Consider the following 24,252-nt stretch of genomic DNA (forward strand, 5'->3'; position numbering starts at 1 on the left):
CCCCTCCCGGTACCTTCCCCAACCCCCACCCCCTGGAGCACCTCACATGCCCCGCACCGCCGTCGCCCCGCTGACCACCGAGGACGCCGAACTGCTCGTCGCGGCCGCACGCAACGCCGCCGAGCAGGCCGGGGCCACGGTGAGCGTCGCCGTCCTCGACGCGGGCGGCCTCCCCGTGCACCGCGAGGGCCGGCTCATCGGCGCGCTCGGCGTCGGCGGCGGCGCCCCCGCCCAGGACCACACCTTCGCCACCACCGCCCTGACCACCCTGGCCTGACCCGGGGGTCGCGCGCCCATGTGCCCCCGTGCCGCGTCGACACAGATGTCGGTCCGCTCGGGCATGATCGGCTCCGGTCGGACTCTGCGATGGGGTGGTGTGGCGTGGATGAGTGGCGGACCGATCCGACGTTCGCGATGTGCCGGGCGCTGGTGGACGGGGCCGAGCTGTCGTCGTTCGCGAGCGGGCCGTTCGACGTGCGGGCGGTGATGGCCGACATCCGGCCTGAGGCCAAGGAAGGATTTCTGCTCGGCGAAGTTCCCTGGGAGCACTTCCCTCAGGGGAATCGTGTCAGGGAGGCCGTCCACCTGCTGCACACCGGCGACTTGCCCGGGCGCACTGGAACAGGCGTTGGCGTGGTGAGCGGCATGTGCGCCAACGACATGCGGGCCGCCGCCGTGCTCGCCGTGCCGTTCCTGATCCGCATCGCCGCCGATACCGGCCACCCTCGCCGTGCCGACGCGCTCGCCGAAGTCTCCTGCCCTGCCCGCGCCCGTTACTTCGGCGTCGCGTCCCGCGATCAACTGCTGCTCCATCGCGCCGGGATCAACGACGACATCTACGACGGCTACGGCGTCGAGGTGAGCGGCTACCCGGCGGGCTGGTCGGTCGCAGCTGCCCGGGCCGCGATCACTGCCGACACCGCCCTCCTGAAGCCACTTCTCGACGACCCCGCCCCTGCAATCAGGATCCGCGCCGCCTACGCCCTGGCCACCGCCGCCGACCCCGAGCACGGGGTCCGCGCCGCCTTCCGCACCCGGCTCGCCGCCGAGCAGGATCCGATCGTCCGCGCCGCCCTGGTCCTCGCCACTGCCGAAGCCACCCACGCTCACCCCCACCCGCCGACCACCGAGTGGATAGGGGAGCGGTGGCGGGACCCGACACAGCCGCCCGAGGTCCGGCTGGCCGCCGCGATCGGCTGGCTCTGCCTCACCGAGGAACCCGCCTCCGACGACTTGCGCGCCGCCGTCGACGACCTCGCCACCGACGAGCGCGCCCACGCCATGGAGACCCTGCCCTGGATGGCCGCCGCCCGCGGATCCGGCGAGACAGGTCTGCGGCGCTGCGTCCGAACGATGCTCCACCCCGAACAGCCCGATCCGGTGGGGTACGACGACCCGTGGGCCCCGCACCGCTGACAGCTGGTCCGTCACCGAACGGAGTTCGGGCTTGTTCGATGTTCACCGACGGTCCGGTCCGCACCCTCGTGGGTCACAGCCACTCGTCGCTGGCCGCGACGAGGACGGTCGTCTCGTAACGGACCGCGAGCTTGGCGGCCGACGCCGTCTAGGCCGGGTGTCCGTCGGCGTCCGTGTGGTCCTTCTGGGTGGTGAACTTGTTCAGGAACACGTCGTAGTCGCCGTCCGGGCGGCGGGTCATCGTGCCGCCGTCCTGCCAGATGCCGTTCTCGGGCCACCACTGACTGCCGTACGGGTCGCCCTGGTTCTGGTGGATGTTGTGCATGCCCAGCCCCGCGGTGAACGGTTCGCCGAAGACCAGGATCGGCCGTCCCACGACGAGGATCGGTTCGAGGGCGAGGGCGGCGTCGAGGTTCGACCCCGACGTCCAAGGCTGCCGCAGCTTCACCCACCGTTCGAGGCGCTCCCGCAGGGCGGCCGGCAGCCACGACGGCCACGGCGGGCGGCCGCGCAGAGCCGGATGCCGGATGTAGTCGAGGGCGCCGGACCCGGCCTCACGGTCGAGTTCGTGGTAGCCGCTCGGCAGCGAGGCCACCGGGCCCAGCGCGGCGGCGGGCACGGTGAACCGCTTCCACTGCACGCCGGTCGCCGAATCGTGGCTGTCCACGTCGACGGCGCACTTGTAGCGCCCGTCCGGTGCGTCCACCCGGAGGTTGACGTGGAACCACGCGCCCTCGGTGTCCGGCGTGTCGCGGAAGTGCTGACGCAGGGTCCCGGCCAGGACGCCGTAGTGCTGGAATGACATGTTCCTCAGTGAAGCACCGGGCCGGGCGGGCAGCCATCAGGGCTCGCCCATGCGGTCGACCGCCGCGCATCCCTCACCTGCCCGCGTCCCCCATCTGCCCGCGTCCCCCATCTGCCCGCACGTCCCCACGTCACGGTTCGTCGTGCTCCTCCCCGCCCGGGGAGGAGGCCCCGGGCGAGGGCGGCAAGGCCCGTATGGGCCCGAGCAGCCGGGGTCGGGGCGCCTGGGACGAGGGGCCCCCGGTGGGCGGGTAGGCCTCGGCGTGCCTGAGGTAGTCCTGGGAGGTCGCGGCCACGACCTGCGGCATCACCGCGCCGAAGTCCTCCAGGGTGAGCACGCCTCGTGCCGCGGCCGCCGAGTACTCCGTGGTCCGGCTCATCAGCCGCGGAATCGTGCGCTGCAGCCCGGCGGCCAGCTCGGCGTCCGAGGCGTGACTCTGCCGGTCGTGCCGGCTCCAGGCGAGGATCAGGCTCGTTCCCGCCGGGTTCGCCGCATCCAGGGCCGCCAGGCCCTCGCGCAGGGTGGGCACCTCCAGTGCCCACCGGTCGACCAGCAGGATCAGCGGCCCAGGCGGAGGCTGGTTGCCGGCGGTCCCGGCGGTCGCGGCGGCCCCGGAGACCCTGGAGAGCTCCTCGTCGAAGCTGGACACGTTCACCTGGCTGTTGAGGTGGAACGCCAGCTCGGTGGCCACGTGCGCCAGCGGCCTCCTGGAATCGGCGTAGTACGGGTTCCAGTCGTCGGGGCTGTCACCGTAGTACACCGCGTCCCGTCCCTGGGGAAGATCGTGCACGGTGGGTGCCACAACGGCGATCCGCAGATTGCTCTGCGCCGGGGACGCGGTCAGCGTTTCGAAGGCGCTCGGGGCCGTCTGGTAGTCGACGGGGCGGCCGACGGCGATGTTCGCGGTGTCCGCCACATGGACGATGCGCCTGGCCAGTTGGTACACCGCCCGCTCGTACTCCTCGGCGAACGCCCGCAGTTTGATCATGCCGTACAGCCCGTCGGTCGCGTAGTGCTCGCCGAAGTGGCTGTGGTCGAAGGCCAACCGCCGTGCGACACGTGGCATTTGGTGCGGGGGCACCGGGACCCACGAGGCGGGGATGATCGCCTCCGTCGCCGACGAGTCGCTCCGCGCATGGTGGTAGGCGGTGCGCTGGGCGAAGGCGAACCACTCCTTTCCGCAGGTCGTGCTGGTGAAGTAGCGCGGCGAGTAGAGGGGTACGAAGGTCCGGCAGGTGGCCAGTACCTCCCCGAGCCGCTGTGCCCATCCCTCCCCGACGCGGAGCTGACGGTCCATGAACCCCGCCGGATATCCGGCGGGCATGTCCGTCAGGGCCGTCACGTGGGAGGACAGGTCGCGGAAGAGCCGCTGGACCCACATGTCGGGGTCCGGGTCCGTCTCGATGTAGCGCGGGGTGTGGGCGTAGCTGAGGAAGAAGTACGGTCGCTCGACGCCGGGATCCGCCCCCCGTTCGGCCACCGGCCCCAGCGTGCGCAAGATCGCCGGGGACACCTCCGCGAACGGCGTGTCACCGGCGGGGATCACCGCATCGCCGTCGGTGTCGGGGACGAGCGCCGGGAAGCGCGCCGCGGCGTCGGCGTGTTCCGTGATGAACCGGCTCACGGTGTCCCGCGTGCGCACCGCGTCGCGCGCGCCGAGGCGGGGAGCCAGCCGCTCGCGGACACCGTCCCGGAAGGTCAGGACCGGCCCGCCGCCCGCCGGCCCGCCCTCGCCCACCGCTACCAGGCCGCCGACGACCACCTCGGCCAGGTCGGCCGCGCTCGCCTCCGGTACCAGCTCCTGCCGCACCAGGTGCAGCATCCCGGCATGCATCCGCGGGTACGTGGAGCACAGCACGGCCAGCCGTACGGCGGGCGCGGACGCCCGGTGGAGGAAAGCCTCCACCAACTGCCCGGCGTCCGTGGCCGGATGGGGCGAGGCGGGCCTGTGGAGCACCGTGCCCGGCTCGGGGACGAGGACGGCCTCGCACCCCCCGGGGTCGCCGCGCATGAGCGTGCGGGCCCAGCGCCCGAGGGAGCGCGGGGTCAGCCCGACGACCGGCAGGGGCGTCCAGCCGGTCCGGCGCTCACCCGGCAGGTCGAACAAGTCCTCCAACAGTGGCGGAGCCAGGAAGTGCAGGCGGGCGTTGGCCACGCCGGGGGTGCCGGGAGTGGTGACCTTGACCGCGGGCAGGTCGAGCCCCGTGTGCCGCCAGATCTTCGGCGGGAGCGGGTTGACGAGCACGGTGGGGGCGGCGCCCGCCCACGCCTGGATCCGGCCCCAGAACCCGTCCGCGCCGCCGGCCCCCGCCGCGCAGTCCGAGACGACGAGCACCAGCCGGCGCCCCGGCGCCGTCCGGGACCCGGCCCGGCGACGGCGCGGCCGCGCCTCCCAGGAGTCCACCTCACGGACCCGCAGCGTACGGAAGGCGCCCGTCGTCGCCAGGACCTTCAGCAGTTCGTCGACGGTGTCGTCCCATACGGCCATGGTCGGCGACCGGTCGAGGACGACGGTCAGGTCGAACCAGCGCTCCGGGGCCGGGCGGAAGGCGGGCAGGAGTTCACCGCTGCGGGCGTAGCCGGACACGGTCTCCGCGACGTCCAGCTGGTGCCTGCGACCCGCCGCCCACGGCCGGCGCAGCGGACGCAGCGACCGGGCGATCTCCCGGGCCCGGGGCAGCGCGGTTCCCCGGGGTACGGACACCTGCCGGGCGGGCACCCCGTCGCCGCCGGTGCCCGCGGAGCCGTACCCGTACACCGACCGGCCCCAGGTGCTGAGCAGTTCACGCGGGTCGACCGTTCCGGCGCTCTCGCCCCCGGCCGCCTCCGCGCCCTCCTCGCGGGCCGCTTCCGCGCTCCCGCCCCGCGTACGGGCGGCGAGCCAGAGCAACTCGGCGACACAGAGCCCGTCCAGGTCGTGGCCGAGGCCGTGGAGCGCGGACACCACTGTCGTCAGCGGGTCCTCAGGCACCCGAGAGGTCCTTCATGAGGAGGGCGATCAGCCGCTCACGCTCGGCGCCCTGTGACCGGGTCGGTCCGTTCAACAGGTGCAGAGTGCCCAGCAGTTGGTCGACGGCCACGCTCTCACCCGCCGCGACCCGGCGCACGAACTCGTCGACGAGCTCCGCCGTCGGCCCCGACGCACCCACGTCCAGCCCCAGATGGCCGCGCACCACGTCACGGATGAGTGCGGCCGTCGGCTTGGGCATGGTGTAGCGCACGCACCGGCGCAGGAAGGGGGCGGGCAGCTCCTGTTCGCCGTTGCTCGTCATGACGATGAAGGGGAACTCGGTGCACTGCACGTGGCCGTCCTCCACCACGTGCCGGACCTCGCTCTCCCACGTCCGCACGCGGGCGGTGTGCTGTTCCTCGCGCATCAGCTCGGTGATCCGGAACTCGCCGCGTTCCAGGACGTCGAGAAGGTCCCCGGGCAGGTCGAGGTCGGCCTTGTCGATCTCGTCGATGAGCAGCGCGCGCGGCCGCTTCGACGGCAACAGCGCCGTGCCCAGGGGGCCGAGCGTCAGGAAGGCGGCCACATCGTCCCCGCCCGCGTCCCCGCCCGCCTGCGCCTTCTCCTGCTGGAGCCGGTGGGCGTGGATGCGGCCGAGGGCGTCGTAGCGGTAGAGCGCGTCCGCGAGGGTGCTGCGCGAGGTGATGTGCCACAGGAGTACGGGCCCCAGCGCGAGCTCCGCGGCCACCTGCTCGATCACCGTGGACTTCCCCGTGCCGGGACCACCGGTGATCAACAGGGGCCGGCGCAGCGCGAGGGCCGCGTTCACCGCCTCCGTCAGCCCGGCCGGCGGCCGGAACACGCCGGCCGCCGAGCCCCTGGGAAAGGTGCGCCACGGCGGTGGTTCGGGCAGTGTCGTGTCACCCCTCGGCACGCCGTCGCCTCGGTAGTACGCGTCCCGGGTCATGGAGTCCCCTCATCTCGGGTACGGGTCGGGGGAGCCGTGGTCCTGAAGAACCGGCAGAAGCGCAGCCAGTCCTCGTCGTCCCAGACGGCCCGGAGATCGGCCAGGTCCGCGCCGGCGACCCCCCGCCAGCGGTCCCGGTAGGCACGCGCGAGAGCGCCCGGCATGGCCCACCAGCTCCGGTCGAGGCAGCCGTGCCGCTCCCGCGGGAAGCCGTCCGCAGCGTGCGGCCACAGCAGTACGGGGGTGTAGGCGAGCAGCATCTCCATGAGTCGCGCGTCGGCGCCGGGGTGCTGGGTCAGCCCGATGCCGCGGGTGTAGCGGCCGTTGCGGAGGTGCCCGCGCAGGAGGTGCGGATCGGCGAGGTCCTCGTACGCGAGCCAGTCGACGGGCGTACCGGCCTGGTGCTGCGCGATCGACTGCCAGCGTTCGGCGACGACGGGCTCGATGCTGCGCAGTACGGCGTCCGGGGTCAGCCGGTTGCTCCAGTGCAGGCGCACCTCGTAGCGGATGCCCAGCAGCATGGCGACGCCGGCCTCCTCCGGCCGCCACGCCAGGAGCAGACCGCTGGGCACGGCCAGGTCGAGCCGCTTCAGGGGCAGATCCAGCGTCCGGGCGTGGTCCTCGGCCCACAGCACCGCGTCCTCGACCGCGTTCTCGGCTCCCCTGCGGTCCGCCGTCTCGCTGGGGAACTGCTCGTGGTGGATCATCGCCCCGTCCAGGAGCAGCCACCCGTCGAGCACTTCGGGCCAGTCCCCGGTCAGGGAGGAGTGCAGGCTGACGACCAGGCCGAGGCGCTGGCCCTGCGTACGCCGGGCGGCGTGCTCGATGGCGTCGTTGACCTCGACGGGGGCTTCGATGCGCTGCGCCCACGAGCGCAGTTCGGGGTCGTCGAGGTCCTTCCCGCAGGCCTGGCCGAGCAGCGCCACGAAGCGGGCGACGGCGCGCCGTCCGTCCCTGTCGGTGGCCGGATGGTTGAAGGTCAGCTCGTCGACGACGGCGACGTCGGTGAGGTGGGGGTCGCAGGCCGGCAGCCGGCCCTCGGCCGCCAGCAGGGTGTGCAGCGCGTGCCGGATCCGGGCGGTGGTCAGCTCGCCGCCGAGCCAGCCCCGCACGAACTCCACCGTGCGGACCGCGACGAGCAGCCCGTCCACGGCCTGCACGGCGCGCTGACGGGCCGGGCCGGGCGGGTGGCCGAGGAGTTCCGTCCGGCACCGCAGGGCCGCCCCCAGATCCGGGGTGGCGTCGGGCACCGGCATCCGGGGGTCCACGGCCGCGAGCGCCTCGGTCAGCTCCTCCGCCGCGAGCCGCCCGCCGAGTCCGCCGAGGAGCCCTTCGCGGGCCCGGGCGTTGCGCGCGATCCACAACGGCTCCCGGGCCGAGCCGTCCCCGTCGTAGTCGAAGCCGGTGATGTCCTGGCCGACGACCACGGCGCGCAGGGCGTCGCGCACGTCGCTCACGCGCAGCGTGCCGCCGGCCCCGTGCCGCCCGGCGCGCAGGAGCTCGCTCAGGTGCCGGGAGAAGGTCATGTCGACCGCGGACTGCCCCAGGGACGCGGACATCAGCAGACCCAGCCGGGTGCGGCCGCCCCGGGCGCCCGCGGCGAGGTCCTCGGCCGGGGGCGGCGCCCCGCCGGCGTGGCAGGTGTCCACGAGGCCCAGTACGCCGTCCACTCCGGGGTGGTCCACGGCGACGGCCAGCAGAGCGCTCACGTTCACGGAGTCGTGCCGGAGGTCCTCCGTGGAGTCCTCGCACATGAGGTGCAGGGAGCTGGTCCGGCCGGGCGCGAAGCCGTGGCCGAGGAAGGCGAGGACCAGCGCCGCGTGGTGCCGCGCCGCGTGCCCGATCGCCTCTTCCACCGTTTTCCGGACGATGTCGCTGGTCAGTCCGTCGCCGGCGATCAGCGCGCTGCGGCCGTGCGGCAGGCCGGGCGCGCACGCACCCAACGAGGGGTCGGTCAGTACCTCGTACAGCTCGGCGGCCGCCTCCTCCAGGCGCTCCAGGCGCAGCATCGACCCGCAGTGCGGGGCCACCACCAGGACGTGACGGCGACCGCTCAGGCCCCCTCTCACCCGCCGCCACCGCCGCTGCCGGTCCCACCCGCCGCCGCGGCGAGCGCCTCCGCGACGGGACCGGCCACCGCCGGCTGGGCGAGGTACTTCTCGGCGTCGTGGACCCAGGCGCCGTCCGAGTCCACGCGCCGGCTGGTCGGGGTGACCCCGGTGTCGCTGGGGCGCAACTCGCGCTCCAGATGCGGCCGGACGGCGATGATGTCGTCCCGGTCCCAGAAGTTCAGCCACGCGCCGACACATCCGGGGACGCTCGGCGGCTGGGGCAGGAGCCGCGGCCACACCACGGTCCTGGTGGCGATCGGCGAGCCGAGGGTCACCAACAGCGGCACGGGGACGGTGAGTTGGTGCAGCGTTTCGAGGGCGACGACCGAGCCCAGGGAATGCGCCACCACGACGGCCGGCCCGTCACCGATCGCCTCGCCTACACGGGCGCGGATCCTGCGGTCGAGGCTGACGCCCTGATCGTCGGGCTCACCGCGCGCCAAGTAGCGCGCCACCTGACCGAGATGGCTGACCATCATCTTCGGGGTGATCCACCGGGCGGCGCCGCCCCACGGCTTGAGGGCCAGCAGCGTCGTCGCGACGTTGAGCGCACGGCGGACGACCGCCAGGCTGCCCTGCTCCTGCGCGCGCGGCCGGGCCTGCGCCCGGGCGTGGTCCAGGATCCTGCGGTCCCGCTCGTCGGACCGCTCCGCATGCCCCGCGGCCACACCGTCCACCCAGGCGACGAGCAACTCCGAGAGGATCTCCGCCTCCGCCCCCGCCGCATCCTCCAGGGACCCGGCCCCCGCCGCGCCGGGGGCGCCGAGGACGTCCCCGCCCTGGGCCTGCCCGCGCGTGAAGAGGTCGGCGTAGTGGACGAACACGTGCCTGTCCGGACGGCCCGAGGCGCCGGAGAGCAGGTCACGGGCGGCCGCGCCGTGCCCGGCGGCCCGCATGCCGGCGGCCAGGGCCCGGGTCCAGGCGGTGAGCTCCCGGGCCGGATCGCGAAGGCCACCGATCCCGTGGACGAATACCAGGCGCGCCTGCATCAACCGCCTCCCCGTGGCAAGAGCAGTGTCCCCGCAGGCTAACAACCGCGGCGGGCGCGCGGGCCCCGATCGCGATACCCGGCCGGGCCGTGCGGCCGCCCCGGCTACCGGCCTTGACGGGGCCGCAGCCGCCGCGGTTCCTCAGCGGGTGGGTGCCATGTCGTAGGTGACCCACATGGTGCGCGTGGCCACCTGGTCGTACTTCGACCTCGCCCGGTGGTTGTCGTCGGCCGTGATCCACCGCACCACGCTCCAGCCGCGCTCGGCGGCGAGTGCGCGCAGGGCGTCGAGCAGGGCGTCGGCGGCGCCCGAGCCGCGGTGCTCCGGGGCCACGAACAGGTCGTCGAGGAAGCAGCCGACCGTGGCGGAGAGCGGCCGGGCGAAGGGGCGGTAGTGGGCCAGACCGCACAGCCGGCCGTCGGGGCCCTCGGCCACCAGGGCGCTGACCTCGTGGCCGGGGTCGGTCACCCACGACCACACCGTGGCGGCCGCCTCCTCGGTCTGCTCCACCTGGTAGAAGTCGGCGTAGCCGCGGTACAGGGCACGCCACTGCGCGAAGTCCTCGGGCCGTACGGCTCGTACCGTGATGTCGGACATGGATTCGGACTCCCTGATCGAAGGCGTACGGAGGGGACGGGGAAGGGGACGGGGACGGAACGCGGATCGATCATCCTGGAAGCGGGCGGCCCAGGCAGGCGCCGGGGTGTCGCAAACCGGGCCGGCGCAGCGCCGCCGTGGACAGGTGCCCGGGCAGCCGGCGACTGGTAGGTGGCGCGGCCTGCGGATCAGTCGCGGCCGTCACGTCCAGTCGTCGGGGCCCGGGTCGCTTCCCTCCGCCCAGGTCACCAGGCGCCGGACGTAGTGCGTCCAGGCCTCGGCGTGGGCGGCGCACGCGTCGGGGGAGGGCAGGCCCCGGTGCGTCAGGCGCAGCCGGGTGCCCTCGTCCACCGCTTCGAGCGTGATCTCCACGGTGCTGGAGCCGGGCGGTACGGCCTCGTCGCCCTCGGCCCAGCCCCAGCTGAACACGATCCGCGCGGGCCGCTCGATCGCGAGGAACCGCCCCGCGGCGACGGCGTCACGCCGCACGGTGGTCCGGTAGGCGCCGCCGGGCTCGAAGGTGAACTCCCCGTCCTCGCCCATCCACGCGAGCCACTTGTCGTCTTCGGTGAGGAAGGAGAACACCGTCGCCGGGCGCGCGGCGACGTGCCGCTCCAGCGTGACTGCGTCCGTGTCCACGGCCCGGTCACCTCCGCTCCGATCGCCCCCGCACCCGGTGTTCGCTCTATCGCTACTTCCCGGCCACGCGCAAGGCTTCGACCGGAAAATTCTTGATGGCGCACTAGACTGGCGGGCTGTTTGGCGCTGGAACGGAACAACCCGGGCAGACCCGGGCTCCGCCGGTGACCCGGTCGCCACCGGGAACGAGACGCGAGGGCCGATGTCAGCCACACCTGAGCGCGGTGACGTCACTCTGCTCGACGACGGCGCACCGCGCGAGGAGTCCGTCAAGTTCGCCCGGTTCACCGCCGGGCCCGCCGCCCCGCCGCGCACCCTCGTCGACGTCTTCGAGGACTCCGTACGGGCGTACCCCGACGAACTCGCCCTGGACGACGGCACCGAGCGGCTGACCTACCGCGCGCTGGCCGCCGTGGTCGAGCGCCGGCGGCGCTCCCTCGCCGCCGCCGGGGTGGGGCTCGGCGACCGGGTGGGCGTACGGGTGCCGTCCGGGACCAACGAGCTGTACGCGGGCATCCTCGCCGTACTCGCCGCAGGCGCGGCCTACGTACCCGTCGACGCCGAGGACCCCGACGAGCGCGCCGAGCTGGTCTTCGGCGAGGCGCGGGTGCGGGCGGTACTGGGCCCCGGGGAGCGCATCGACAGGACCGAGGCCGCAGAGGCCCGCCCCGACGACAGCAACCGCCCCGACGACAGCAACCGCCCCCACGCCGACCGCCCCCACATCGAACGCCGCCACGCCGAACGCCCCCGCCCCCACCGCCCCGGGCCCGAGCACGACGCCTGGATCATCTTCACCTCCGGCTCCACCGGCACGCCCAAGGGCGTCGCCGTCAGCCACCGCAGCGCCGCCGCCTTCGTGGACGCCGAGGCCGCACTGTTCCTCACCGAGGAGCCGATCGGGCCCGGCGACCGCGTCATGGCCGGCCTGTCCGTCGCCTTCGACGCCTCCTGCGAGGAGATGTGGCTGGCCTGGCGCCACGGCGCCTGCCTGGTGCCCGTACCCCGCTCCCAGGTGCGCAGCGGCGCCGACCTCGGCCCCTGGCTCGCGGACCAGGAGATCACCGTGGTCTCCACCGTCCCCACCCTGGCCGCACTCTGGGAGCCCGAGGCCCTGAACGAAGTCCGGCTGCTGATCTTCGGCGGTGAGGCCTGCCCGCCCGAACTGACCCAGCGCCTGGTCACGGAGGGCCGCGAGGTCTGGAACACGTACGGGCCCACCGAGGCCACCGTCGTCGCCTGCGCCGCGCTGCTGACCGGCGAGGAGCCCATCCGGATCGGCTTCCCGCTGACCGGCTGGGAACTGGCCGTGGTCGACGAGTCCGGCGAGCCGGTCCCGATGGGCGGCAGCGGCCAGCTCGTGATCGGCGGCGTCGGCCTCGCCCGCTACCTCGACCCCGAGAAGGACGCCCAGAAGTACGCGCCCCTGGAATCCCTCGGCTGGCAGCGCGCCTACCGCAGCGGCGACCTCGTCCGCGCGGAGCCGGAAGGGCTGGTCTTCCTCGGCCGCGCCGACGAGCAGATCAAACTCGGCGGCCGGCGCATCGAGCTGGGCGAAGTGGACGCCGCCCTCCAGGCCCTGCCCGGCGTCGCCGGCGCGGCCGCCGCCGTCCGCACGGCCCGCAGCGGCAACCAGCTCCTCGTCGGCTACCTCGTCGTTCAGGAGGGCTGGGACCACGCCGCGGCCGTGACCCGGCTGCGCGCCGAGCTGCCCGCGGCCCTCGTGCCGCTGCTCGCCCCCGTCGCCGAGCTGCCGACCCGCACCTCCGGCAAGGTGGACCGCGACGCGCTGCCCTGGCCCCTGCCCGAAGCGCAGAGCACCGGCCGCACCGAGCAGTTGTACGGCACCGAGGCCTGGCTCGCCGAGCAGTGGAGCGAGACCCTCGGCGTGGCCGTCACCGGGGCCGACGACGACTTCTTCGCGATCGGCGGCAGCAGCCTCGCCGCCGCGCAGCTCACCACCCGGCTGCGCACCCGCTACCCGAGGGCGGCCGTACTCGACGTCTATCAACAGCCCACGCTGCGCAAACTGGCCCGGCGGCTGGAGAAGTCCGTACGGGACGACGGCGCCGCACGGACCGTCGTACCGGTTCCGCTCCGCTCCCAGATGGTGCAGTCGCTCCTGCTCCTCCCGCTCTTCACCCTGGTCGGCCTGCGCTGGACGACGGTGGCGCTGGCCCTGGGCAACGTCCTGCACCGGTTCGGCCCGTACCCCTGGGCGCCGGCCGCGTCCTGGTGGCTCGTCGCCGCCGGCGCGGCGCTGTTCTTCAGCCCCCCGGGCCGGCTCGCCCTCGCGGCCGGCGGCGCCCGCCTGCTGCTGCGCGGGGTCACGCCGGGACGCCATCCGCGCGGCGGAAGCGTGCACCTGAGGCTCTGGACGGCCGAGCGGCTCGTCGAGTGCGTCGGCGCCACTTCGCTCACCGGCTCCTGGCTGGAGCGCTACGGCCGGGCCCTCGGCGCCAAGATCGGCCCCGAGGTGGACCTGCACTCGCTGCCCCCGGTCACGGGCATGCTCAAGCTCGGGCGCGGCTGCGCCGTGGAGTCCGAAGTCGACCTCTCCGGACACTGGCTGGACGGCGACCGCCTCGAAATCGGCCCGGTCAAGGTCGGCGCGGGCGCCGTGGTCGGCACCCGCAGCATCCTCTTCCCCGGCGCGCGCGTCGGCAAGCGCGCCGAAGTGGCCCCCGGCTCCGCCGTCGTCGGCCAGATCCCGACCGGCCAGCGGTGGGCCGGAGCGCCCGCCGGCAAGCTCGGCAAGGCCAAGCGCAACTGGCCCAGGGAACGCCCGCCGCGCTCGGTCCACTGGCGCGCCATGTACGGGGCGACCGGCTTCGGGCTCACCGCCCTGCCCGTGCTCGCCGCGCTGCCCGCCCTGCTCGTGGTGAGCCGGTTCGTGCCCCCGGGCGCCGGCCTCGTCCAGGCCCTGCGCGGAGCCCTGCTCGCCGTGGTCCCCGGCGCGCTCGCCTACGGGTTCGCGTACGCGCTCCTGCTGCTCGTAGGCGTCCGCCTGCTCAGCCTGGGCCTGTGCACCGGAAGCCATCCGACGCACAGCCGCGTCGGCTGGCAGGCCTGGACCGTCACCCAGCTGATGGACCTGTCGCGCGCCACCCTCTTCCCGCTGTACGCCGGGCTCATCACCCCGGTGTGGCTGCGGCTGCTCGGCATGCGGATCGGCCGCGGCGCGGAGGTGTCCACGGTGCTCGCGCTGCCGAGCCTGACCACCGTCGGCGAAGGCGCCTTCCTCGCCGACGACACCCTGACCGCCCCCTGTGAACTGGGCGGCGGCTGGGTGCGGATCGGACACTCCGAGATCGGCCGCCGGGCCTTCCTCGGCAACTCCGGAATGACCGCGCCGGGCCGCACCGTACCGGACGACGGGCTCGTCGGAGTCCTGTCCGCGACCCCCAAGAAGGCCAAGAAGGGCAGCTCCTACCTGGGCCTGCCCCCGGTCCGGCTGCCACGCTCGGCCGCGGACGCCGATCAGAGCCGGACGTACGATCCCCCCGCGCGCCTGCTGTGGGCGCGCGGTCTGGTCGAGCTGTGCCGGCTCGTCCCCGTCTTCTGCTCGGCCGCGCTCGCCGTACTGACGGGGGCGGCGCTCTGCGCGCTGCTCACCACGACCGGTCTGGGGACCGGGGGCGCCGCGCTGCTGTCCGGAGCGGTCCTGCTCGCCGCCGGCGCGGCCGCCTGCCTGGTCGCGGTGGCCGCGAAATGGCTGCTGGTGGGCCGTCACCGCACGGGCGAGCACCCGCTGTGGAGCGGCTTCGTGTGGCGCAACGAGCTGGCCGACACCTTCGTCGAGGTGCTGGCCGTACCGTGGCTGGCCGGATCGGTACCCGGTACGCCGCTCCTGGTCCTGTGGCTGCGCGCGCTCGGGGCCCGCATCGGCCGGGGCGTGTGGTGCGAGAGCTACTGGCTGCCCGAGACGGACCTGGTGGCGCTGGGCGACGCGGTCAGCGTGAACCGGGGCTGTGTCCTGCAGACACACCTCTTCCACGACCGGATCTTGAGGACGGATACTGTGGTCCTCCGTGAGGGCGCCACCCTGGGCCCGGGCGGAATCGTCCTGCCTGGGAGCACGGTCGGGGCCCGCAGCACCCTGGGCCCCGCCTCTCTCGTCATGGCCGGGGAATCGGTCCCCTCCGACAGCCGCTGGCTGGGCAACCCGATCGAGGCGTGGCGGCCCTGACGGGACCGCGGCGGCGCCTCGGCGCGGCGCTGTCCACCGGCACACCAGCACGTCGTACGAGCACAGCGCAGGGAGCGGAAGCGGCAGTGAGCGGCCACAGCACAGCGGCACCGGCGCCGGCGGACCCGTACTTCCCGGCCAACGGCGACGCCCGTTACCGCGTGCACCGGTACGAACTCGCTCTGGAATACCGCCCCGGTCCCAACCGCCTGGCCGGGACGGCCCGGCTCAGCGCGATCGCCGGACGCGCCCCGCTCACCGAGTTCCACCTGAACCTGGCCGAGTTCAAAACGAGCCGGGTCCTGGTCGACGGCCGGGCGCCGCACTACACCCACCGCGGCGGCAGACTCCGCATCCGGCCGGCCAAGCCGCTGCCCGCCGGCTCCGCCTTCACCGTGGAGGTGCACTGGGCGGGCAACCCCAAGCCGGTGCGCAGCCCCTGGGGCGGCATCGGCTGGGAGGAACTGACCGACGGCGCGCTGGTGGCCAGCCAGCCGGTCGGCGCGCCCTCCTGGTACCCGTGCAACGACCGGCCCGCCGACAAGGCCTCGTACCAGATCTCCGTCAACACCCCGTCCGCCTACACGGTGGTCGTCGGGGGCCGGCTGCTCACCCGTACGACCAGGGCCAGCACGACCACCTGGGTGTACGAGCAGCCCGCGCCGACCTCCAGCTACCTGGTCGGCCTGTCCATCGGCATGTACCAGACGGTGCTGCTCGGCGACCCCGGGCTCGGCGGCGTCCCGCAGAGCGCACACGTGCCGGCGCACCTGCTGCCCCGCTTCTCCCGCGACTTCGCCCGGCAGCCCGCCATGATGCAGCTGTTCGAGGAGCTGTTCGGGCCCTACCCCTTCGGCGAGTACGCGGTGGTCGTCGCCGACGAGGAACTGGACGTCCCGGTCGAGGCCCAGGGGCTCTCCCTGTTCGGCGTCAACCACGTGGACGGCGTGCGCGGCTCGGAGCGGCTCATCGCCCACGAGCTCGCGCACCAGTGGTTCGGCAACAGCGTGACCATCGCCGACTGGCGGCACATCTGGCTGAACGAGGGATTCGCGAAGTACGCGGAATGGCTCTGGTCGGAGCGCTCCGGCGGCCGGACCGCACACGAACGGGCGGCCGCCGCACACCGCCTGCTGGCCTCGCAGCCGCAGGACCTGCGGCTGGCCGACCCGGGGCGCAAGCTGATGTTCGACGACCGCCTGTACCAGCGCGGCGGCCTCGCCGTGCACGCGGTCCGCTGCGCCCTCGGTGAGGACGCGTTCTTCCGGATGCTGCGCGACTGGGCCTCGGTGCACCGCCACGGCGTGGTGACCACCGCCGGCTTCACCGCCCACGTGGCCCGCTACGCCGCCGCCCCGGTGGACGACCTCCTCGCGGCCTGGCTGTACGAGCCGTCGCTCCCGCCACTGCCCCCGGCGCCCTGACGGCGGCCTGTGCGTCTGTGGACACTGGAGGTCGGGGCTGTTCGCCTTCACGGCCGGGCCCCCGCACGACATCCGCCCCGCAGATGCGGGGGCAGGATTAGTCTGACCGGATGACAGCTGATCGCACAGCAGGCACGTACCGCCGCATCCTCGCCCTGGCCGGCGTGGCCGCGATCGCCCTCGCCGGGAGCGCCTGTTCCTCGTCCGGGAGTTCCGGCGGGGCCGCCTCGGGCGGTGAGAGGCTGTCCTACGACCGGGTCGCCTCGACGGCGAAGCAGCTGACGAGTACGTCGGCCTGCCCGTTCGGCCTGGACCCGGCGGCGGCGCTGAAGGCGGCCGGTGCCGAACGGACCGTCACCCCGGCGGCGTCCGGAGGCGACCCCGCGGCTCAGGGGACCGTCGACCCGGGCCGGCCGGCTGAGGCCTGGCCCAGCGGGGAGCCCACGCCACCGTTCGGGCTCCCCTCCAACCCCGCCGTCCCGCCGCACACGTCCGTCGTCTGCCACTTCACGGCTTCGGAAGCCCCGGTGCAGATCGACCTCGTGGCCGCGTCCGAGGACGGGGTGGCGGTGAACCTGGCGCTGCCGCAGATCGCCCGCCTCGGCACCCTCGGCACCGACGAGGTGATGGCGTTCTCCAAGGACAGGCCCGGGATCGGCCAGACCAGGGTCACCCCGGGCCGGGGCACGGCTGCCGTCGCGCGGGTGGCGGTGGCGGGCAAGGGCGACATGGCGCTCGTGGTCTCCCAGGGATGGCCCGTCACCCAGGCGGACCCGGCCCTGGCCGGCGAGTCGCTCAGGAAGGTCGCCGAGGCACTCGCCGCCCAGCTGCGGCCGTAGGCGGCGCCGGCAGGCGACCCGCCGCGCCGTGGTCATCCCGTGAGAACGCCCTGCTTCTCCAGCGCCTTGCGCAGCGCCCGCACGGCGTAGAAGGCGCGGCTCTTGACGGTGCCGGGCGGGACGCCGAGGTGCTCGGCCGCCTGGGCCACGCTGCATTCCAGGGAGTACATGAGACGGATGACGGTGCGCTGTTGCTCGTTCAGTTCCCGCAGGGCCTTGAGCACCGCATGGGTGGTGAGCGCGGATTCCGTGCCGTCCCAGGACGCGTCCAGGTCCTCGACCGGCATGAGCTCCAGCGGCCGGTTCCGGCGGGCCCGGTGGTGGTCGATGACGAGGTTCCTCGCCACGGTGAACAGCCATGGCCGGATCTGGTCGGCGCGGGTCCCCAGGGAGCGGCCGTGCTTCCAGGCGCGGGCCGCCGTCTCCTGGAAGATGTCCTCCGCCTTGTGCCAGTCGCCGTCGAGCAGCCGCGTGGCGTACCGGACGAGCAGCGGCCCGTGCTGGTCGTAGACGTCACGCATGAAGGCATCGCAGTCGGCGTCCGAGGTGACGTGGGGGGTGTGCGCCTGAGGCGGAGCGAGGGGGGTGGTCCCCGCTTCCATGATCCCGTTCATGGGTGGTGCCCGTTCCTGTGCGAGTGTGCTGTGGCCTGCTCGCCCGCATGTGCGGGGGAGTGGCTCAACACTCGTGGGGGGCCCTTGGCCGAACCTTGTCGTCTTCTTGCCGTCCCCTTCGGGTCGGGGTCGCGGGCGCGGTCGCAGTCGGCGCGAGGTGTGGGTGAACCGTCGCCCGCTCGCGGGCGTTCACAGGGCAGGGGCCGTCCTAGTGGGCGGGGCCACCCTGGTGGGGAACCGGGAGGCGGTGGCTTCCGGCCACCCGCTCCGGGACGGTGGGCGTGGGGTCCGTATGCAGGTCGAGGGCGGTGAGCCGGTCGCGGACCTGCTGGGCGCTGTGACGCATGGCTCGCGCGTCGGCGTTCTCCAGGGCCGTGACCCAGTCCGCTCGTGCGCCTTCCCGGTCGCCCTGGGCCAGCCGGGTGTCCCCGAGGCGCATCAGCGTGCCGATGGCGTTCCTGTGGTCGCCCAGCTCCTCGAACGCCCGCGTCGCCCGCTGGTAGGTGGCCACCGATTCCTCGTAACGGCCCAGGGCACGCAGGGTGTAGCCCACGATGTCCCACCCCTGGGCCAGCTGCCACGGCGCGTCCAGGCGCTGGAACAGGGCGATGCCCTCCTCGCTGTACGCGAGGCCCTTCTCCAGCTGCCCCAGGTTGGAGAAGAACCAGGCGAGTTCGAGGAGGCACTCGGCCAGCCACAACTCCTCACCGGTCTTCCGGGACAGCTCCAGTCCCCGCTCGGAGAACGTCACGGCCTCCTCCACCCGGCCGAACAGGAACAGCGCGCACGCCATCACGTAGTGGGCGCGCGCCTCGTCGCCGGTCGCGTCGAGCTGCTCGAAGATCGTGGTGGCGGTGCGGAGGTGCTGCAGGGCTTCTTCCTGGTGGCCGAGATAGCCGTGGATGCTGCCCAGGTGGCGCAGGCAACGCCCCTCTTCGAGCCGGTCGCCCCGGCGCCGGGCCACTTCGAGGGCCGGGGTCAGCGCCGTGATCGCTTCGGGCCAGAACTCCTGGCGCTGGAGATGCTCCTTGAGCGACCAGGCCAGCCCGGTGGTGTGGTGGTCGAGCCCCTGGCTCACGGCCGAGTGGAGCAGGCCGGCCAGCACCCGGTGCTCGGCGGTGAACCACCGGGTCGCCTGCTGGGCGCCGGTGAACGTCTCCGGGGTGACGCCCTGGGCGGGCGTGCCGAGGTCGAGTTCGGCCGTCGTGTCCTGCTTGAGGAGCTGGTTGGCCGCGTAGGCGGAGAACATGTAGTGGTCCAGGACCCGCAGGGTGGCGTGGTCGCGTTCCTGGGCGCTGTCGTGGAGCTGGGTGAGCTCGCCGGCGTACCAGCGCAGGAGGTCGTGCACGCCGTAGCGGCCCGGCTGTGGCTGTTCCACGAGGCAGGAACCGGTCAGTGCGGCCAGGGCGCGGCGGGTCCGGGCGAGGGGGAGGCCGAGGAGTCCGGCGGCGGCGGGGGCCGTGATGTGGGGGCCGGGGTGCAGGGCCAGGAGGCGGAAGAGCCGGGCTGCGTGCTCGTCCAGGGACCGGTAGGACCAGGAGAAGACGGTGCGCACGTCGGTGCTGCTGTCAAAGCCGGTGAACGCGTCGAGGTCGCCGTGGGTGTGCGTCAGGTCGTCGACGATGGCGTGCAGGGGGAAGGACGGGTCCAGTTCGGCGCGCGCGGCGACCACGGCCATGGCCAGGGGGAGTCGTCCGCACAGGCGGATGATCTCGGCCGTGGCGGTGGGTTCGGCGGCCAGTCTCTCGCTTCCCAGACGTCGTTCGAGGGCCTGGTGGGCCTCGGTCGGTGAGGGCAGCGCGAGCGTGAGGGGTTTGGCGCCGTCGCTGGCGATCAGGCCGGGAAGCTGGTTGCGGCTCGTGATCAGGGTCAGGCAGCCCGCACCCGCCGGGAGCAGGGGGCGTACTTGCTCCTCGTCACGGGCGTTGTCCAGGACCAGGAGGATCCGGCGGTCGGCGAGGAGGCTGCGGAAGAGGGTGCTGCGGGCCGGGGTGTCCTCCGGGATGCGCTGCGCGGGAACGCCGAGGGCGGTGAGGAAGCCGTGCAGGACGGTGCCGGGGTCCACGGCGGGTGCGTGGGGGTGAAATCCGCACAGGTTGACGAAGAGCTGTCCGTCGGGGAAGGACGAGGCGATGCGGTGGGCGTGGTGGACGGCGAAGGTGGTCTTGCCGACACCGGGGGCACCGCTGATGACGACGACGGGAGCAGCCGTCGGCCCGGTCCGGTCCGGTGCACCGCTTACGGCCGACAGCCACGCGCCCTCGGCGGCCCGCCCCGCGAACACCGGCAGGCTGGCGGGCAGTTGAGCCGGGCGGGCGAGGGACGGCGAGGTGGTCTCCTCCTCCGCGGCCGGGGCGTGGCGTGCGTCGACCGGATCGCGACCCTGCTCGGCGCCCCCGGCTCCCGGGGCGGAGGCCGCGCCGAAGCCGTTCAGCTCACCGGCTGAGGGGAGGGGCGGCAGGTCGTGGTGGAGGATGCCCTGGTGCAGGGCGCGCAGGGACGGGCCCGGTTCGAGGCCGAGTTCGTCGGCGAGGAGCCCGCGCAGCTCGGTGTAGCGCTGAAGCGCTTCGGGGTGCCGGCCGGCCAGGTACAGGGCGCGCAGCAGCAGGGCCCAGCCGGTTTCCCGCAGGGGATGCGCCGCGGTCAACTCCTGCGCCGCTTCCAGGGCTTCGGTGATCCGTCCTTGTACGAGCAGTGCGGTGGTACGGATCTCGCGTGCGGCCTGCCGCAGTTCCTCCAGGCGGGCTGTCTCCTGGGTGGCGAACAGGTGGTGCGCCGCGTCGGCGAACGCGGTGCCACGCCACAATCCCAGGGCGGCCTCGGCCTCTTCGCCGGCGCGCTCGGGCCGGCCCTCGTCCATGAACAGGCGCGCCCGGGCGAGGGACCGCTCGAAGCGCACGGTGTCACGGCTCTCGGACGGCACCCGCAGGGCGTAGCCCAGGGGCTCGGTGACCAGCAGTTCGAAGGCGCCGTTCCGACGCAGGTGCGGGGGTTCCAGGACCGCGCGCAGCTTGCTGACGTGGGCGTGCAGGGAGTTCACCGCCCCGCCCGGGCTCCGTCCCGGCTGCTGCGGCCACAACTCCTCGCACAGCGTCTGGGGCGCGACCGCCCGGCCGTCGGCGAGCAGCAGGCGGATCAGCAGCAGCCGCTGCCTGCGCCGACCCGGATCGACCAGCGCGCCCGCCCGCCGTACCACCAGCGGACCCAGCAGCCCGAAGTCGAGACCCTGCCCCACAGCTGTCATCGCATCCACCCGGAATCCCGCTCGACGGCGCCACCATCGGGGGCACACCCATGACCACGGCCCGCGGACACGCGCGCGACCTTCGCCGCGATGAGCTGTCCGCCGAGAGGGGGGTGGCCGGTGCGGGTGGCCGGTGCGGGTGTCCGGAGCGGTGAGGACCCGTCGTCCCCTGCCCGCATCACCGGACAGTGACCTTAGCAGGAGCCCTCCATGCGATGACGCCGCAGGTGGCGCGGTACGAACCGCTGTCCAACCGGCCATGAACCGGCATGAGGTCCCTGCCGTTGTGTGACCGAACGGCCGTCGTCACGAGTGGGGAAAAATCATGGTCACCATCGAGGGAACGAGCACCGCACGGTTCGAACCGGTCCGCGCGGCGCTCGCAGCGCACCTGGCGTCGGGAGAGGAGCTGGGGGCGTCGATCGCCGTCGACGTCGACGGAGTCATGGAAGTCGATCTGTGGGGTGGACACACCGACGCGGCGCGGACCGCTCCCTGGCGCCGGGACACGGTGGTCAGCCTGTGGTCGACCACCAAGACCCTCAGCAGCCTGGCGGCCCTCGTCCTCGTCGACCGGGGCGCACTCGACCTCGACCGCCCGGTCGCGCACTACTGGCCCGAATTCGCCGCCCAGGGCAAGCAGGACATCAAGGTACGGCACGTCCTGGCCCACACCTCGGGGCTCTCGGGCTGGCAGCACCCCTTCACCATGGACGACCTGTACGACGGGCCGACCGCGAGCGCCCGACTGGCCGCGCAGGCGCCCTGGTGGGAGCCGGGCAGCGCCTCGGGCTACCACGTGCAGACGCAAGGCCAGCTGATAGGAGAGCTCGTCCGGAGGGTCAGCGGCCTGACCCTGACCGAGTTCGTCGACAGCGAGATCGCCCGGCCGGCGCAGGCCGACGTACAGATCGGTGCGCGGCAGGCCGACTGGCCGCGCATCGCGGAACTGGTGGCCCCGGCGCAGCCCTCCGGGATACCCGACGGCCTGGATCCCGAGGGGATCTTCACCAAGACGCTGCTCGGCAGCCCCGCCCGGGACGAGCACGTCGACACCCCGCAGTGGCGCCGCGCCGAACTCGGAGCCGTCAACGGACACGGCAACGCGCGGGGCATGGCCCGCGCCCTCTCCGCGATCTCACGGCGCGGCCAGGTGAACGGCCGCCGGCTCCTCTCCGCGGCCACGGTGGACAAGGCCCTCGACGTGCAGGCCGACGGAGTCGACCTGTTCCTGGGGGTTCCCGTCCGCTGGGGCCTCGGCTTCGCCCTCGCCGACGCGAGGACGATGCCCCACATGCCCACCGGGAGGATCTGCTTCTGGGTCGGCCGGGGCGGGTCGATCGTCCTGATGGACCTCGACCGGCGCGTCACGTTCGCGTACACGATGAACCGGCTGGGCGACGGCATCCTCGGCTCGAAGCGCACCCACAGCTACATGCGGCAGGTCTACGAAGTCCTCGCATCCACGGGCTGAGCACAGGCTGAGCACGGGCTGAGCACGGGCTGAGCGCTGCCGGAACGACAGCGCCGTTCTCGGGGTGAACCGAACCGGTCCTGCCGTCGTAGGACAGGACGAACAAGCGAGGAACTCGGTGCCTCGGCTCTCGAACGCACCGCCATGTCGCCGGGCCCGGTCAGGGCCGACGGCCAAGAGAAGAAGGACATTCACGCATGCGCACCACCCCCCTCAGCCGCAGATCCGCCCTGCTCGGTGTCACAGCGGCCGTAGGGCTCTCCGCGGCCGCCGTCACCCTCCCCGGTGCGGCCAGTGCGACGCCCGTCCACCCGGAACGACCGACGATCGTGCTGGAGCACGGGGCCTTCGCCGACGCCGCGAGCTGGGACGGTGTCGTCACGCGGCTGCAGCGCGCGGGCTACCCGGTGGTGGCCGCCGCCAACCCGCTGCGCGGTCCGGCGAACGATGCCGCCTACCTGCGCAGCGTCGTCGACCACATCGACGGACCGGTGATCCTGGTCGGCCATTCCTACGGCGGTACCGTCATCAGCCAGGCCGCCGCGGGCCTGGAGGACAAGGTCAAGGCGCTGGTCTACATCGCCGCGTTCCTGCCCGACGTCGGCGAGAGCTCGCTCGGGCTGACGAACAAGTTCCCCGGCAGCACCCTCGGCCAGGCGATCGAGCCGGTCAACTACACGCTGCCCGACGGCGGTCAGGGCGCGGACGTGTACATCAAGGCGGAGAAGTTCCGCGGCCAGTTCGCCGCCGACGTGCCCGCCGACAAGGCCGGCCTCATGGCGGCGGGGCAGCGTCCGATCGCCGCCGCCGCGCTGGAGGAGAAGTCGACGAAGGCCGCCTGGAAGACGATCCCCTCCTGGTCCCTGGTGACCACGCAGGACCTCAACATCCCCGTCGCCGCCCAGCGTTACATGTCGGCCCGGGCCGGTGCCCGCACCACCGTCATCGACGCGTCGCACGCGGTGCCGGTCTCCCGCCCCGACGCCGTCGCCCGCATCGTGGAGCGCGCGGCCCACACGGTCCGCTGAGCGACAGAGCCGCCCCCCGTACCGGGCACCTCACCACCCACCGCACGTCTCATCGAAAGGCAGTAACACCATGGCGTTCATCACCGTCGGCCAGGAGAACTCGACCAGCATCGAGCTGTACTACGAGGACCACGGCACCGGCCAGCCGGTCGTGCTGATCCACGGCTACCCGCTCGACGGCCACTCCTGGGAGAAGCAGTCCGCCGCCCTGCTGTCGGCCGGCTACCGCGTGATCACGTACGACCGGCGCGGTTTCGGCCGCTCCAGCCAGCCCACCACCGGCTACGACTACGACACCTTCGCCGCCGACCTGAACACGGTCCTCGAAACCCTCGACCTGAACGACGTCGTCCTGGTCGGCTTCTCCATGGGAACCGGCGAGGTCGGCCGCTACCTGGGCACCTACGGCTCCGCCCGGATAGCCAAGGCCGCCTTCCTCGCCTCCCTCGAACCCTTCCTGCTCAAGACCGACGACAACCCCGGCGGTGTCGACGGCGCCGTCTTCAAGGACATCGAAGGGGCCGTCACCGCCGATCGCTACGCCTACTTCACCGCCTTCTACGAGGACTTCTACAACCTCGACGAGAACCTCGGCACGCGCATCAGCGAGGAAGCCGTCCGCAACAGCTGGAACGTCGCCGCGGGAGCCTCCGCGTACGCCTCGCTGGCCTGCGTGGCGACCTGGTCCACCGATTTCCGCGCCGACCTGCCCAAGATCGACGTCCCGGCGCTGATCCTGCACGGCACCGCCGACCGCATCCTGCCCATCGAGGCCACCGGCGCCCTCTTCCACCAGGCGCTCCCGCAGGCCGACTACGTCGTCATCGACGGCGCACCCCACGGCCTGCTGTGGACCCACGCCCGGGAAGTCACCGAGGCGCTCCTGGCCTTCCTGGCCAAGTGATCGCGCGCACCCCGCCGCCGCCCCCACGACGGCGGGGTGCCCCCCGGCCGCGGCCCGCTCCC

At 73.4% G+C, this 24,252-nt stretch carries 17 protein-coding genes; 8 read left to right on the top strand and 9 right to left on the bottom strand.

The genetic code is table 11. The features are described from left to right. The first annotated feature begins 46 nt into the window (after positions 1-46). Together ACF059_RS12305 and ACF059_RS12310 are read left to right on the top strand one after the other, a co-directional pair. Positions 47-277 carry a heme-binding protein gene (locus ACF059_RS12305; protein WP_392055084.1) on the top strand — a complete coding sequence of 77 codons (231 nt, stop codon included), beginning with the start codon at positions 47-49 and terminating at the stop codon, positions 275-277. Between the two features lie 104 nt (positions 278-381). Beyond that, positions 382-1,416: a hypothetical protein gene (locus tag ACF059_RS12310; RefSeq protein ID WP_392055087.1), complete on the top strand. Its 1,035-nt coding sequence runs from the start codon at positions 382-384 to the stop codon at positions 1,414-1,416. 148 nt (positions 1,417-1,564) lie between these two features. Here the strand turns inward: ACF059_RS12310 and ACF059_RS12315 are convergent, their stop codons facing one another. From ACF059_RS12315 to ACF059_RS12345, 7 genes are all read right to left on the bottom strand, one after another. Continuing rightward, a complete protein-coding gene (locus ACF059_RS12315) occupies positions 1,565-2,221 on the bottom strand; it encodes a DUF2278 family protein (protein ID WP_392055090.1) in 657 nt (218 codons plus the stop codon). A 130-nt stretch (positions 2,222-2,351) separates the two neighbouring features. Continuing rightward, on the bottom strand, positions 2,352-5,192 hold the full coding sequence (locus tag ACF059_RS12320; protein ID WP_392055092.1) for a TIR-like protein FxsC: 2,841 nt from the start codon (positions 5,190-5,192) through the stop codon (positions 2,352-2,354). Continuing rightward, positions 5,185-6,138, bottom strand: a complete 954-nt coding sequence (locus ACF059_RS12325; RefSeq protein WP_392055095.1) for an AAA family ATPase — start codon at positions 6,136-6,138, stop codon at positions 5,185-5,187. The genes ACF059_RS12320 and ACF059_RS12325 overlap by 8 nt, the downstream gene beginning before the upstream one ends. Then, a complete protein-coding gene (locus tag ACF059_RS12330; protein WP_392055098.1) occupies positions 6,135-8,207 on the bottom strand; it encodes a hypothetical protein in 2,073 nt (690 codons plus the stop codon). The genes ACF059_RS12325 and ACF059_RS12330 overlap by 4 nt, the downstream gene beginning before the upstream one ends. Then, positions 8,204-9,238, bottom strand: a complete 1,035-nt coding sequence (locus tag ACF059_RS12335; protein WP_392055101.1) for a hypothetical protein — start codon at positions 9,236-9,238, stop codon at positions 8,204-8,206. The genes ACF059_RS12330 and ACF059_RS12335 overlap by 4 nt, the downstream gene beginning before the upstream one ends. 141 nt (positions 9,239-9,379) lie before the next feature. Further along, positions 9,380-9,835 (bottom strand): GNAT family N-acetyltransferase, encoded by a 456-nt coding sequence (locus ACF059_RS12340; RefSeq protein WP_392055104.1) that lies wholly within the window; start codon positions 9,833-9,835, stop codon positions 9,380-9,382. A gap of 201 nt (positions 9,836-10,036) precedes the next feature. After that, positions 10,037-10,474, bottom strand: coding sequence for an SRPBCC domain-containing protein (locus tag ACF059_RS12345; RefSeq protein ID WP_392055107.1), 438 nt, complete (start codon positions 10,472-10,474; stop codon positions 10,037-10,039). A 202-nt stretch (positions 10,475-10,676) separates the two neighbouring features. On the opposite strand from ACF059_RS12345, the gene ACF059_RS12350 reads away from it, so the two are divergent. From ACF059_RS12350 to ACF059_RS12360, 3 genes are all read left to right on the top strand, one after another. After that, positions 10,677-14,663 carry a Pls/PosA family non-ribosomal peptide synthetase gene (locus ACF059_RS12350; RefSeq protein ID WP_392055110.1) on the top strand — a complete coding sequence of 1,329 codons (3,987 nt, stop codon included), beginning with the start codon at positions 10,677-10,679 and terminating at the stop codon, positions 14,661-14,663. Between the two features lie 86 nt (positions 14,664-14,749). Next, positions 14,750-16,087, top strand: a complete 1,338-nt coding sequence (locus ACF059_RS12355) for a M1 family metallopeptidase (protein WP_392055113.1) — start codon at positions 14,750-14,752, stop codon at positions 16,085-16,087. Between the two features lie 110 nt (positions 16,088-16,197). Beyond that, entirely contained in the window at positions 16,198-16,926 is a 729-nt protein-coding gene (locus ACF059_RS12360; protein ID WP_392055116.1) for a hypothetical protein, read from the top strand. Between the two features lie 32 nt (positions 16,927-16,958). Here the strand turns inward: ACF059_RS12360 and ACF059_RS12365 are convergent, their stop codons facing one another. Next, the gene (locus ACF059_RS12365) at positions 16,959-17,540 is read right to left on the bottom strand and encodes a sigma-70 family RNA polymerase sigma factor (protein ID WP_392055119.1); all 582 of its coding nucleotides are present in this window, start codon (positions 17,538-17,540) and stop codon (positions 16,959-16,961) included. A 208-nt stretch (positions 17,541-17,748) separates the two neighbouring features. Beyond that, positions 17,749-20,784 carry a BTAD domain-containing putative transcriptional regulator gene (locus tag ACF059_RS12370; RefSeq protein ID WP_392055121.1) on the bottom strand — a complete coding sequence of 1,012 codons (3,036 nt, stop codon included), beginning with the start codon at positions 20,782-20,784 and terminating at the stop codon, positions 17,749-17,751. A gap of 325 nt (positions 20,785-21,109) precedes the next feature. On the opposite strand from ACF059_RS12370, the gene ACF059_RS12375 reads away from it, so the two are divergent. The 3 genes from ACF059_RS12375 (at position 21,110) to ACF059_RS12385 (ending at position 24,190) form a co-directional block, all read left to right on the top strand. Next, positions 21,110-22,258: a serine hydrolase domain-containing protein gene (locus ACF059_RS12375; protein WP_392055124.1), complete on the top strand. Its 1,149-nt coding sequence runs from the start codon at positions 21,110-21,112 to the stop codon at positions 22,256-22,258. A gap of 197 nt (positions 22,259-22,455) precedes the next feature. Beyond that, positions 22,456-23,286: an alpha/beta fold hydrolase gene (locus ACF059_RS12380; RefSeq protein ID WP_392055127.1), complete on the top strand. Its 831-nt coding sequence runs from the start codon at positions 22,456-22,458 to the stop codon at positions 23,284-23,286. Positions 23,287-23,356: 70 nt separating this feature from the next. Next, complete coding sequence (locus ACF059_RS12385) at positions 23,357-24,190, top strand: alpha/beta hydrolase (RefSeq protein WP_366868231.1); 834 nt, start codon at positions 23,357-23,359, stop codon at positions 24,188-24,190. Positions 24,191-24,252: the final 62 nt, after the last annotated feature.

This window comes from Streptomyces sp. NPDC016562, assembly GCF_043076955.1.
Taxonomy (GTDB): Bacteria; Actinomycetota; Actinomycetes; order Streptomycetales; family Streptomycetaceae; genus Streptomyces.

Excerpts from the sequence above, each read along its gene's own strand:
- ACF059_RS12380 (WP_392055127.1), top strand. The coding sequence starts at position 22,456 with ATGCGCACCACCCCCCTCAGCCGCAGATCCGCCCTGCTCGGTGTCACA.
- ACF059_RS12325 (WP_392055095.1), bottom strand. The coding sequence starts at position 6,138 with ATGACCCGGGACGCGTACTACCGAGGCGACGGCGTGCCGAGGGGTGAC.
- ACF059_RS12315 (WP_392055090.1), bottom strand. The coding sequence starts at position 2,221 with ATGTCATTCCAGCACTACGGCGTCCTGGCCGGGACCCTGCGTCAGCAC.
- ACF059_RS12335 (WP_392055101.1), bottom strand. The coding sequence starts at position 9,238 with ATGCAGGCGCGCCTGGTATTCGTCCACGGGATCGGTGGCCTTCGCGAT.
- ACF059_RS12340 (WP_392055104.1), bottom strand. The coding sequence starts at position 9,835 with ATGTCCGACATCACGGTACGAGCCGTACGGCCCGAGGACTTCGCGCAG.
- ACF059_RS12375 (WP_392055124.1), top strand. The coding sequence starts at position 21,110 with ATGGTCACCATCGAGGGAACGAGCACCGCACGGTTCGAACCGGTCCGC.
- ACF059_RS12360 (WP_392055116.1), top strand. The coding sequence starts at position 16,198 with ATGACAGCTGATCGCACAGCAGGCACGTACCGCCGCATCCTCGCCCTG.
- ACF059_RS12365 (WP_392055119.1), bottom strand. The coding sequence starts at position 17,540 with ATGAACGGGATCATGGAAGCGGGGACCACCCCCCTCGCTCCGCCTCAG.
- ACF059_RS12385 (WP_366868231.1), top strand. The coding sequence starts at position 23,357 with ATGGCGTTCATCACCGTCGGCCAGGAGAACTCGACCAGCATCGAGCTG.
- ACF059_RS12305 (WP_392055084.1), top strand. The coding sequence starts at position 47 with ATGCCCCGCACCGCCGTCGCCCCGCTGACCACCGAGGACGCCGAACTG.
- ACF059_RS12370 (WP_392055121.1), bottom strand. The coding sequence starts at position 20,784 with ATGACAGCTGTGGGGCAGGGTCTCGACTTCGGGCTGCTGGGTCCGCTG.
- ACF059_RS12350 (WP_392055110.1), top strand. The coding sequence starts at position 10,677 with ATGTCAGCCACACCTGAGCGCGGTGACGTCACTCTGCTCGACGACGGC.